Consider the following 11,802-nt stretch of genomic DNA (forward strand, 5'->3'; position numbering starts at 1 on the left):
ACAAGGAGACCTCTCGTGAAGATTACCCAGCTCAAGACCTGGCAAGTACCGCCGCGTTGGCTGTTTCTCAAGATCGAGACCGATGAAGGTTGCTATGGCTGGGGCGAGCCGGTCGTGGAAGGGCGCGCGGCCACCGTCGAGGCGGCGGTGCATGAACTCGCCGACTACTTGGTCGGCCAGGACCCGCACCGTATCGAATACCTTTGGGACACGATGTACCGTGCGGGCTTCTATCGTGGCGGTCCTATCCTGATGAGCGCCATCGCGGGGATCAACCAGGCGCTTTGGGACCTCAAGGGTCGCGATCTCGGTGTGCCCGTGTATCAGTTGCTGGGCGGCAAGGTGCGCGACAAGATGCGCATGTACGCCTGGACCGGCGGTGATCGGCCCAGCGACGTGGGGGCAGGCGCCAAGGCGTTGGTCGACAAGGGTTTCACGGCGTTCAAGATGAACGGCACGCCGGAAATGCAGATCGTCGATTCGCACCGCAAAATCGACGAGGCCGTGGCGCGGGTCGCCGAGGCGCGCGAGGTGGTGGGCCCGGACGTGGGCATCGCCATCGACTTTCATGGGCGTGTGCATCGTCCCATGGCCAAGGTTCTGATGCGCGAGTTGGAGCCCTATCACCCGATGTTCGTCGAGGAGCCGGTGCTGCCCGAGCATCTGCCTAGCCTCAAGCACATTGCCGGCGGCCTGGGCTACCCCATTGCGACCGGCGAGCGGTTGCATACCCGCTATCAGTTTCGCGACCTGTTGGTCGACGGCATGGTGGATATCATCCAGCCCGATCTCTCGCACTGCGGCGGCATCAGTGAGGGTATGAAGATTGCCTCGCTGGCGTCGTGTCACGATGTCGCGCTGGCGCCACATTGTCCGCTGGGGCCGTTGACGCTGGCCGCGTCGCTGCACGTGGATGCGGTGAACCACAATGCGTTCATCCAGGAGCAGAGCATGGGCATCCACTACAATCGTGATAACGATGTACTGGATTACCTGGTCGACAAATCCGCGCTGGCCATCACCGATGGCTTCTGCGCGATTCCCGAAGGGCCCGGCCTGGGAGTCGAGATCGACGAGGAATTCGTCGAGGAGCGCGCCAAGGTGGGGCATCGCTGGCGCAACCCGGTGTGGACGCACGAGGATGGGTCGATAGCGGAGTGGTAAAGGAGGCTTTATGAACGAGACACAACGCGCCGCGCTCGACGCGGCACTCAGGGAATTGCCGCTGGTGGCGATTCTACGTGGTATCCGCCCCGAAGAAATCGATAAGGTCTTCGACGAGTTGGTCGAGGCGGGGTTTCGTCTGATCGAGATCCCGCTCAACTCTCCCTTGCCGTGGAAGAGTATCGAACGCGTTGCGGCACGTTGCCCTGAGCATGTGCTGGTGGGCGCCGGTACGGTGCTGGAGGCCACTGATACAGCCGAACTGGCGCGTCTTGACGCCCCGTTGATGGTCACTCCCAACAGCGATCCCGAGGTGATTCGTGCCGGTGTCGAGCAGGGGCTGGCGCCGCTGGTCGGCTGCATGACGCCGAGTGAGGCGTTGAGCGCGGCGCGTGCCGGTGCTACGGCGCTCAAGTTGTTCCCGGCTGGGCGCCTGGGAACCGGTTACTACAAGGATATCAGCGCGATCCTGCCGCCTGAGCTACCGGTATTCGCGGTGGGTGGCATCGACAAGAGCAACATGTCGGATTGGCATGGCGTGGGCATTCGTGGTTTCGGTTTTGGGAGCAACCTTTACCGTCCCGGGCGCAGCGCCGTCGAGGTGGGCGAGGTCGCGCGCGAGCTCGTCGCCGAATGGCGGCGGCTCGAGGAACTCTACACCATGACCGAATTGTTCGAGCACGAGGGCGATCAATGAGCGCCGAGCAGCGACTGATCGTCATCGACTGGGGCACCAGCAATTTCCGGGCGTTTCTAGTCGATCGGCAAAGCGGTACCTGCCTCGAGTCGCGGCGTAGCGAGGCAGGGCTCAAGGCGCTGGAAACCGCTGAGTTTCCGCATTACTGCCAGGCTCAAGTCGGCGATTGGCGAGAAGGCGGTCGGGTGCCCGTCTATCTGGCGGGCATGGTCGGTTCCAAGCGCGGCTGGAGTGAGGCACCGCAGCTCGATTTGCCCGTCTCGGGGCGTGATCTCGCCGCCCATGTCGTGGCCGCGCCGGGGTTGGAAAACACCTGGATCGTGCCGGGCGTGAAGCACGTCGATGAGACGCACTGTGACGTCATGCGCGGTGAAGAGGTTCAGGCATTTGGTGCCCTGGCGCTGGCGGGCGTCTTCGACGCCGACTGCTGCCTGCCCGGCACCCACAGCAAGTGGGCGCGACTACGCGATGGTCGCCTGACGGCCTTCACTACGCTGATGACCGGCGAGCTTTACCATGCGGTACGTTTCCACACCCTGCCGGGCGAACCCGCCCGCGATGACGCGCCGTTCGATGAAGGTGCATTTCACCAGGGACTGGCGCGTGCCCATAGCGAGGACGGCGTACTGCATGCGCTATTCGAGGCGCGCAGCCGGCACCTCTATCGCGGTCTGTATGCCGAGCAGGTAGGCAGCTTCATCTCCGGGGTGTTGATCGGTGAGGAAGTCCGTGCGATGCGCGCCGCGCGTCCCGATCTCGAGCGCTTGCTGTTGATCGGCGCCGAGGCGTTACGGCGTCCTTATACGCTGGCGCTCGAAACGGCCGGTCTCGAGGTCACGCCGCTGGATAGCGATGCGGCGACGCTCGCCGGGTTGGCGGTGATTGCCGAACATCATCACGCCGAGTAACGCGTTCTGCCCAAGGCTAAGGCTTTATACGCCCCGTTGTAGTGCATTAGATGCGCTGCGACGGGGCATTTTTGTGCCTGGAGGAAGGCAATGCACCGTTGCGACGCGTGCATGAGTCCTTGGTGGCCGGGCTCGCAGGGTTGCTTATCAGAGGGTGGCACGATCCGTGCTACCTTCATCTGAAGAGCACCTTTCATGATCGCATCGAGATCGTGTGGCGCATTCCAGGACATGTGAGGCGGTGCCAAGGGGAGAAGGCTCATGACGCAGTCGGTTTCGCATACGCCGTGGCTGGTGTTCACCGATTTGGATGGCACGCTACTCGACCACGACAGTTACACGTGGCAACCCGCCGCCGCCTGGTTGACTCGGCTCGCCGAGGCCGATGTCGCGGTGATTCCCACGACCAGCAAGACCCGCGAGGAACTACTGGCCCTGCGCGATGAACTGGGGCTCACGGCGACGCCGTTCATCGCCGAGAACGGCGCGGTGATCGGATTGCCGGCGCGTTGGCAACATGCTCGGCTGGATCGTGACCCCGCCGCGCCGGGTGGACTGATCGTCAAGACGCCGTCGCTGGATATAGGGTTCATCCGCAGACGGCTCGACGTGTTGCGTGAGCGGCTGGGCGTGCGCTTTCGCAGCATGGCGGAATTGTCCCTCGAGACGCTGTGCGAGTTGACCTCGCTGAGTGCCGACAAAGCGCGTCAAGCGTTGGCCCGCGAAGGCAGCGAGCCGTTGATATGGGACGACGACGAGGCCGCGCTGGCGCGCTTTCGACGGGCCCTGGAAAGCGATGGCTTGCGGCTGACTCGGGGTGGGCGCTTCTGGCATGTGATGGGGGCGGTCGACAAGGGCCAGTCGCTGCGCTGGCTGGTCGAGCGTTATACGGCGCTACGTGGTGTCAGGCCCGCGACCGTGGGGCTGGGCGATGGACCCAACGATATCAGCCTGCTCGAGGCCGTCGATCACCCGATACTGGTGCGCGGCAAGCATGGTGCGACGGTCAATGTTGCCACTGAAGCACCACTCTTCCGCACCCGGCAACCCGGTCCCGACGGTTGGGCTGAGGGCATCGCCGACTGGTGGCAGACCTGCATGGATGCGACGTCCGAAGACAAGACTCCCCAGGAGGGCACGTCACGATGAGCGATTTCTACCAGAACGGTATCGTCACCACCTTTCATAATCTCACCCAGCGCCCGGTGGAAGCCCTGGAAGCCGATTTGATGAGGTTTTCCAAGCGCCGGCCGATGGGCTTGATACTGCCCTCGCTGTTCTCCGAACTCGAGGGGCCTGCGTTGTCGAATATCGTCGATGAACTGGCGCAGGTGCCGTATCTCTCGGAAATCGTGATCGGGCTGGATCGCGCCGATCGTGACCAGTTCTTGCGCGCCCGTGAATTCTTCTCGCGCCTGCCGCAGCATCATCGCATTTTGTGGAACGATGGCCCGCGTCTGTCGGCGCTGGATGCCGAGTTGAACGCCCTCGACCTAGCGCCGCAGGAGCCCGGCAAGGGACGTAACGTGTGGTACTGCAGCGGTTATGTGCTGGCTTCTGCACGCACGGAAGCGGTAGCGCTGCACGATTGCGATATCGTGACCTATGACCGCGGCATGCTGGCGCGGCTGTTGTATCCGGTTGCCAATCCGCAGTTCAACTACGAGTTCTGCAAGGGCTATTACTCGCGGGTGGCCGATAACAAGCTCAACGGGCGCGTGGCGCGGCTGATGGTGACCCCGTTGATCCGCGCGTTGAAGATGGTCTTCGGGCCGCTGCCGTACCTGGAGTATCTGGACAGCTATCGTTACCCGCTCTCGGGGGAGTTCTCGATGCGCGCCGATGTGCTCGACGGCATTCGCATTCCCAGCGACTGGGGACTGGAGATCGGCGTGTTATCGGAGGTTCACCGCAACCATTCGACCAAGCGGCTGTGCCAGGTGGATATCGCCGATGCTTACGATCACAAGCACCAGCCCGTTTCACCGGACGATCCCAGCGGCGGTCTCAATCGCATGAGCCTGGACATCGCCAAGGCCATGTTCCGCAAGCTAGCGACACTGGGCGTGCCCATTCACTCCGAGACCTTCCGCACCATCAAGGCAACCTACTATCGTACCGCATTGGATCTGATCGAGGCCTACGATAACGACGCGCGCATGAATGGCCTGGCGCTCGACCGCCATAGCGAGGAGCAAGCGGTGGAACTTTTCACCGCGAACATTCTCGAGGCGGGGGCGTCGTTTCTCGAATCGCCTCGCGACAAGCCGTTCATTCCCAGTTGGAACCGGGTAAGCGCGGCGATCCACGACCTCAAGGAACGCATGTACGAGGCCGTGGAACTCGACAATCAGGGCCAGGTCTGACCCGCGAGGCATGCGTCAGATCGGGTTGTTGGCCAGCACCTTGCGCAAAAAGCGTTGCGTGCGTTCGTCCTGGGGGTTGGTGAAAAGCTCGCCGGGCGGGCCTTGTTCGATGATGCGGCCTTCGTCCATGAACACCACGCGGTCAGCGACTTCGCGGGCGAATTGCATCTCGTGGCTGACTACGATCATGGTTTGGCGCTCCAGGGCGAGGTGCTTCATCAGGGCAAGCACCTCGTCGACCCACTCCGGGTCGAGTGCGGACGTGGGCTCATCGAAGAGGATGACTTCCGCCTTGGCGGCCATCGCACGCCCGATGCCTACGCGTTGCTGTTGGCCGCCTGATAGCGATGCTGGATATGCATTGGCCTTGTCGGCGAGACCGATGCGTTCGAGAATCTCGCGCCCTCGGGCATGTGCTTCTGCTTTGGAGAGGCCATCGACGACGATCATGCCTTCGCAGATGTTGTCCAGCGCGGTCTTGTTGGCGAACAAGGCGTAGTTCTGGAACACGAACGCCGTACGCCGGCGTAGCGCGAGAATCTCCCGGCGTGTGGCGTGCTTGGCATCGAGGCTGAGATTGCCCACCGTGAGGCGCCCGGCGTCGGGCGTTTCAAGATAATTGATGCAGCGTAGAAGCGTCGACTTACCGGTGCCCGACGGGCCGATGACGACGATGATCTCGCCTTGCTCCAGTGTCAGGTCGATGTTCTCGAAGACGGTATGCTCGCCGAAGCGTTTGGTGATGCCGTTGAGTGCGATCATCGTTGATAGGCCCGGTTGAGACGTTTTTCCAGCCGTCGTTGTAACCACGAAAGAATTTCCACCACCACCCAGTAGATGATTGCCGCCAACAAGAACGCTTCGAAATAGAGAAAGCTGCCTGCCGCCTCTTTCTGTGTGGCGCCCATCAATTCCGTGACGCCTAGTGTGAAGGCCAGGGAGGTGGCCTTGATCATGTCGATGAAATAGTTCATGAGCGTCGGCGTGGCCACGCGCGTCGCCTGTGGCAGGACGATGCGACGCATCAGTTGCCCTTGGGTCATGCCGATGGACAGCGCTGCTTCCGTCTGGCTGCGGTCGACCCCGACGATGGCGGCGCGGATCGATTCCGCCATGTAGGCAGAAAAGTGCAGGGTCAGCCCCAGGATGGTAGCGGTGATGCCGTTGATCGCGACCAGGAAGGTCAGAATTTGCGGTAAACCGTAATAGAACAGGAACAGTTGCACCAGCAGCGGCGTGCCGCGAAAGAAGGAAATGAACAGCATGGCCAGGGCGTTGAGCCCTGGCATGCGCTGCACGCGTACGACGGCCAGCAGGCAGGCCAGTACCAGCGCCGCAACCATCCCGGCGCCGGCCATTTCCAATGTCAGCGGTAGATAGCCGAGTAAAATCGGCAACAACCCCAGCATGTAGTCGAGATCGAGAACGTGCATGATCGAGTCGCCTAAAAGCATACGACCGAGGCAAGCCCCGGCCGTTCAAATGAAGCGTGGTGTCACGGCGTGGTGATATCGGTACCGAACCACTTCTCTGAGATTTGCGTCAGCGTGCCGTTCTCGCGCAGGTCGGCGAGAGCGTCATCGACGCGATCGCGCAGGGCGCGTCCGTCTTCGTTGTCGCGGAAGGGCAGGGCGTTTTCGATACGCGAGAACGGCTGGCCGGCGAGCGCGAGCGGCAAGGGCTTGTCCTTGATCACCTGGGTGGCGCTGACCCGGTCCATGACGAAGGCGTCGGCGCGCCCCAGGGCGACATCCTGCTCGATGTTGGAGTCGTAGGTCTTGATGTCGATCTCGTCCGCGTAGGGCAGTTCGCGCAGCAACTGCTCGTAGTTGGAACCGAGGTTGACGGCGACGGTCTTGCCCTTGAGATCCTCGACTCCCTGGATGGCGTCGTTGCCCTCACGCACCACGACCTGTGCCCCGTCATACACATAGGGCTGCGTGAAGGCGTATTTGGCCTTGCGCTCGGGGGTGATGGTGATCTGATTGGCGATGGTGTCGATGCGCCCGGAATCCAGCATGCCCGCCAAACCCGAGAAACTCGCGGTGACGAACTCGATCTCGTCGCCGATCTGCTCGCCCACGGCGTTCATGACGTCGACCTCGAAGCCTTTCAGCTCATCCTGCTCGACGAAGGTGAAGGGGTAATAACCGCCCGACATGCCGACACGCAAGGTGTCGGCATGCGCGGTTGCGGCGATTGCACTCAAGGCAAGGCCGGTCAGGGCAAATTTGGCGATTTGGCTTAGTGTCATGGTCGGCTCCTAACGGGTAAGGCGGAAAGCGCAACTCTTAAGCGACGAGCCCGGTAGTGAGACGCGTCGTTTAGCGATGAGTGTAGCTTAAATAGTCCGATAGAGAATAATAGCAACATTTTATATTCCTTTTTGTTTTTGTGCATCCCGCGGAACTTTCCGATGCCATGTCGATGATTATTGCTGTCGTTTATAGCGAGACAGCATGTGTCGCGCCTATATATGAAAAAAAGATATAACGTTAGAACATTAAATGCGTTATCCTGTTTATAATATTCAAGCACTAGGGAGGCGATACGGACGCAATGAAAACCTTTGCTTTATCACGTGCGCATCAATCTGGTCAGCCGGACGTCGCAGGCTTTTTCGATCCGCGTACCTTCAGCATTCAATACGTCGTGAGTGATCCGTCGACTCAGCGGTGTGCGATCATCGATCCGGTGCTCGACTTCGATGAGAAGTCCGGTGCGACAGCGACGCTCCAGGCAGATGAGATTCTTGCCTATGTAAAACGCGAAGGGCTCGAGGTCGATTGGATTCTGGATACGCACCCGCATGCGGATCACTTTTCCGCCGCCCGTTACCTGCATGAAAAAACCGGCGCGCCCACCGCTATCGGCGGGCCGGTGACCCAAGTCCAGGCGTTGTGGAAGGAGATCTACAACTGGCCGGACCTGAAGGACGACGGCAGCCAGTGGGATCGTCTGTTCGACGACGGGGATACCTTTACGCTGGGCGAGATCGATTGCCGCGTGATGCACTCGCCGGGCCATACGCTGGCCTCGATCACCTACGTGATCGGCGATGCCGCCTTCGTTCATGACACCCTGTTCCAGCCCGATTTCGGCACCGCCCGTGCCGACTTCCCCGGGGGAAGCGCCCATCAGCTGTGGCACTCGATCCAGGCGATCCTGGCGCTGCCCGACGAGACGCGCCTGTTCACCGGCCACGATTACATGCCCGACGGGCGCGAACCGCAGTGGGAAAGTTCCGTGCGCGAGCAGCGTGAGCACAACAAGCATCGTTTGAGCGACAGTAGCGAAGCCGAGTACGTCGAGCTGCGCAACCGCCGCGACAGCGAATTACCGATGCCGAAGCTGATCCTGCACGCGCTGCAGGTCAACATCCTCGGCGGCCGTCTCCCCGAGCCGGAGAACAACGGCAAGCGCTATCTGAAATTCCCGCTCGATGCCCTCGAAGGCGCGGCATGGGAGTGAGAAGGCGCCGTCGTCAGGCCATACCGCGCCGCGCCGAATCTACCAACGGGAGTTAGTCATGAACGAATCGACAGTCGTGGACGAAACGAAGACCGAGAACGACAAACGCCATGACATCGTCATCATTGGCGGTGGGGCGGGAGGCATCGCGGTCGCCTCGAGTCTGCACAAACGCCGTTCAGATCTCGATATCGCCATCGTCGAGCCCGCGCAGGATCACTTCTACCAGCCCGGCTGGACGCTGGTGGGGGGTGGCGTGTTCACTCCGGAGCAGACCCGGCGTTCGATGCGCTCGGTGATGCCGAGCTTCGTGACCTGGCATCAGACCGCGGCGGATCGGCTATTACCGGCGTCCCGTCAGGTCATGCTGGGCAATGGCGTGACACTGGGATATCGAGCGCTAGTAGTCGCGCCGGGACTCGAGATCGACTGGCAGGCGATCGATGGCCTCGAGGAGACGCTGGGCAAGAATGGCGTGACGTCGAACTACCGTTTCGATCTGGCGCCTTATACCTGGTCGATGGTGCAGTCGATGCGAGGCGGCAAGGCGCTCTTTACCCAGCCGCCGATGCCGATCAAGTGCGCCGGCGCGCCACAGAAGGCGATGTATCTCTCCTGCTATGAGTGGGAGAAGCAGGGCGTTCTGAACAATATCGACGTTCACTTCCACAATGCCGGTGGCGTGATGTTCGGCGTTTCGGACTTCGTGCCGGCGCTGGATGAATACGTGCAGCGCTACGGCATCCACAAGCAGTTCCAGCAGAACCTCGTCGCCGTGGACGGCCCGGCCCAGAAAGCGCGTTTCCGCGTCACGAGCGAGGACGGCAGTGAAGAGATCGAAACCGATTTCGACATGCTTCACGTCGTTCCCCCTCAGCGCGCCCCACGGCTGGTGCGCGAATCGCCGCTGGCCAACGAGGCGGGGTGGCTCGATCTCGATGCCGATACCCTCCAGCATAATCGCTTCAATGATGTCTTCGGTCTCGGCGATGCCAGCGGCACCGGTAACGCCAAGACGGCTGCCGCCGTGCGTAAGCAGGCCCCGGTAGTGGCGGACAATCTGGTCGCGTCACTCGATGGCAAGCCGATGCCGTCCGGCTACTTGGGATACGGTGCCTGCCCCCTGACGGTGGAGCGTGGCCGTGTGGTGCTGGCCGAGTTCGGCTATGGCGGCAAGCTGCAGCCGACCTTTCCCTCATGGATCAACCAGGCGACAAGACCGACCAAGCTTGGCTGGAACATCAAAGCGCAACAATTACCCTTCATCTACTGGCACCTGATGCTCAAGGGGCATGAGTGGTTGGCCAAACCGCAGCGTCGTTCCTGAACGGTGCATCTTGCATGAATGACAGCTCACGACACGGTTCGGAGAACGAGGCTGAGAAACCATGAATCAGCAGCATCAGGTCGGATTGGCACGCTGGCTGCCGATTCTCGACTGGGGACGGCGCTACAACGGCAAGTGGCTGGGCGAGGATCTGCTGGCGGCGGTCATCGTGGCGCTGATGCTGATTCCGCAGGCACTGGCCTACGCGATGCTGGCGGGACTTCCCCCGGTGGTGGGGTTGTACGCAAGCCTCGTGCCGCTGGTGGTCTACACGCTGTTGGGGACCAGCACGACGTTGTCGGTGGGGCCGATGGCGGTTGTCTCGTTGATGACGGCATCGGCCTTGTCGCAAGTAGCCGAATCGGGTTCGCAGGACTATATCGCCGCGGCTCTGGTACTGGCGCTGCTTTCCGGCGGCATTCTGCTGATCATGGGGCTCTGCCGGCTGGGCTTTCTGGTCAACTTTCTGAGCCACCCGGTGATGACCGGCTTCGTCAGCGCCTCGGGCGTACTGATCGCGGCGAGTCAGCTCAAGCAGTTGCTTGGAGTCGACCTGTCGGGCTCGACGTTACCGGCGTTGGTGGCTCAGCTGCCTTCCGTGCTGGAGGATGTCAGTCTACCGACGATGAGCATCGGGCTGGGATCGCTTCTGGTGTTGTGGTGGGTACGGCGGTGGGGTAAATCCGCGTTGGAACGCTGCAAAGTACCGGCCAGGGTGGCGGGCGTGCTGGTCAAGTTGGCGCCGATCGCCACCATCGTGCTGGCGACGTTGGTGGCCGGTGCGGCGGGATGGCTCGGTAATGGTGTCGCCGTCATCGGCGAGATTCCCGCCGGACTGCCACCTTTGACCCTGCCCGATTGGGAGCCAGCGCTGTGGCGATCACTGATCGGCTCGGCAGTACTGATCAGCATCGTCGGCTACGTGGAGTCAGTGTCAGTAGCGCAGGCGCTGGCGGTGCGCCGCGGCGAACGCGTCGACCCGGACCAGGAACTGATCGGGCTGGGCGGAGCCAACCTGGCAGCTTCGTTCACCGGCGGCATGCCGATCACCGGCGGCTTCTCCCGTTCCGTGGTCAACTTCGATGCCGGTGCCCGCACCCCGGCCTCCAGTGCTTTCACCGCCGTGGGCATCGCGTTGGCCATGCTGTTTCTGTCGCCCTGGCTGCGACAATTGCCGATGGGAACGCTGGCGGCGACCATCGTTATCGCCACCGTGTCGCTGGTCGATCTGGCGGCATTCAAGCGTGTCTGGCGCTATGCCCGTGGCGAGGGCATCGCCATGTCGGCGACCGCGCTGGCGACACTGATGCTGGGTGTGGACGTGGGCATCTTGGTCGGTGTTGCCATGTCGCTGGCGTTGCATCTTTATGGCACCAGTCGGCCGCACAGCGCGGAAGTCGGTCGCATCCCCGGCACCGAGCATTTTCGCAACGTCCGTCGCCATGCCGTGGAAACCGACGTCAGTGTCGCCATTCTGCGCGTCGACGAGAGCCTTTATTTTGCCAACGTTCGCCACCTGGAAGACCTGATCACGGCGGTGGTCAATCGCGATCCTCCGCCGCGGGATCTAGTGCTGGCCTGTCAGGCGATCAATGTCATCGATGCGACGGCATTGGAGAGTCTCGAAGCGCTCAATCGGCGTCTTCGGGACCGGCGGATCGGGCTGCATCTCGCCGAAGTAAAAGGACCGGTGATGGATCGGCTGAGTCGCACTGAACTGCTCGAAACGCTCAATGGCCGGGTCTTTCTGAGCACCTTCGATGCCTGGTGCGAGCTGCATGGCCGCGGGGCGGGGCGATTGAGCCATCCCTGTATCGCATCGCCCGGCCCCGGGCATTCGGCGACAGCCGGTTGAGACGCGACAGCTGG

At 61.9% G+C, this 11,802-nt stretch carries 11 protein-coding genes; 8 read left to right on the plus strand and 3 right to left on the minus strand.

Translation table 11 applies throughout. The features are described from left to right. The first annotated feature begins 15 nt into the window (after positions 1 to 15). From dgoD to KZO83_RS09130, 5 genes are all read left to right on the plus strand, one after another. Positions 16 to 1,164 (plus strand): galactonate dehydratase, encoded by a 1,149-nt coding sequence (gene dgoD / locus KZO83_RS09110; RefSeq protein ID WP_247620542.1) that lies wholly within the window; start codon positions 16 to 18, stop codon positions 1,162 to 1,164. A gap of 10 nt (positions 1,165 to 1,174) precedes the next feature. After that, complete coding sequence (locus KZO83_RS09115) at positions 1,175 to 1,861, plus strand: 2-dehydro-3-deoxy-6-phosphogalactonate aldolase (protein ID WP_247620543.1); 687 nt, start codon at positions 1,175 to 1,177, stop codon at positions 1,859 to 1,861. Continuing rightward, the gene (locus KZO83_RS09120; protein ID WP_247620544.1) at positions 1,858 to 2,769 is read left to right on the plus strand and encodes a 2-dehydro-3-deoxygalactonokinase; all 912 of its coding nucleotides are present in this window, start codon (positions 1,858 to 1,860) and stop codon (positions 2,767 to 2,769) included. The genes KZO83_RS09115 and KZO83_RS09120 overlap by 4 nt, the downstream gene beginning before the upstream one ends. Positions 2,770 to 3,030: 261 nt before the next feature. After that, positions 3,031 to 3,918, plus strand: a complete 888-nt coding sequence (locus KZO83_RS09125) for an HAD-IIB family hydrolase (RefSeq protein ID WP_247620545.1) — start codon at positions 3,031 to 3,033, stop codon at positions 3,916 to 3,918. After that, positions 3,915 to 5,135: a glycosyltransferase family protein gene (locus KZO83_RS09130; protein ID WP_075370502.1), complete on the plus strand. Its 1,221-nt coding sequence runs from the start codon at positions 3,915 to 3,917 to the stop codon at positions 5,133 to 5,135. Before KZO83_RS09125 ends, KZO83_RS09130 begins: the two co-directional genes overlap by 4 nt. A gap of 15 nt (positions 5,136 to 5,150) precedes the next feature. Here the strand turns inward: KZO83_RS09130 and KZO83_RS09135 are convergent, their stop codons facing one another. The 3 genes from KZO83_RS09135 to KZO83_RS09145 form a co-directional block, all read right to left on the minus strand. Continuing rightward, positions 5,151 to 5,897 carry an amino acid ABC transporter ATP-binding protein gene (locus KZO83_RS09135; RefSeq protein ID WP_246920255.1) on the minus strand — a complete coding sequence of 249 codons (747 nt, stop codon included), beginning with the start codon at positions 5,895 to 5,897 and terminating at the stop codon, positions 5,151 to 5,153. Continuing rightward, positions 5,894 to 6,568, minus strand: a complete 675-nt coding sequence (locus KZO83_RS09140; RefSeq protein ID WP_097024183.1) for an amino acid ABC transporter permease — start codon at positions 6,566 to 6,568, stop codon at positions 5,894 to 5,896. Before KZO83_RS09140 ends, KZO83_RS09135 begins: the two co-directional genes overlap by 4 nt. Positions 6,569 to 6,630: 62 nt before the next feature. Further along, positions 6,631 to 7,389: an amino acid ABC transporter substrate-binding protein gene (locus KZO83_RS09145; protein WP_246920257.1), complete on the minus strand. Its 759-nt coding sequence runs from the start codon at positions 7,387 to 7,389 to the stop codon at positions 6,631 to 6,633. Positions 7,390 to 7,694: 305 nt separating this feature from the next. Between KZO83_RS09145 and KZO83_RS09150 the strand changes: the two genes are divergently transcribed. The 3 genes from KZO83_RS09150 to KZO83_RS09160 all read left to right on the plus strand — a co-directional run bounded on the left by KZO83_RS09150 (position 7,695) and on the right by KZO83_RS09160 (position 11,788). After that, positions 7,695 to 8,606: an MBL fold metallo-hydrolase gene (locus tag KZO83_RS09150; RefSeq protein WP_247620546.1), complete on the plus strand. Its 912-nt coding sequence runs from the start codon at positions 7,695 to 7,697 to the stop codon at positions 8,604 to 8,606. A gap of 58 nt (positions 8,607 to 8,664) precedes the next feature. After that, a complete protein-coding gene (locus tag KZO83_RS09155; RefSeq protein ID WP_247620547.1) occupies positions 8,665 to 9,933 on the plus strand; it encodes an NAD(P)/FAD-dependent oxidoreductase in 1,269 nt (422 codons plus the stop codon). A 61-nt stretch (positions 9,934 to 9,994) separates the two neighbouring features. Beyond that, entirely contained in the window at positions 9,995 to 11,788 is a 1,794-nt protein-coding gene (locus tag KZO83_RS09160) for a SulP family inorganic anion transporter (RefSeq protein ID WP_247620548.1), read from the plus strand. Positions 11,789 to 11,802: the final 14 nt, after the last annotated feature.

It is taken from the genome of Chromohalobacter moromii (genome assembly GCF_023091865.1).
GTDB lineage: Bacteria > Pseudomonadota > Gammaproteobacteria > Pseudomonadales > Halomonadaceae > Chromohalobacter > Chromohalobacter moromii.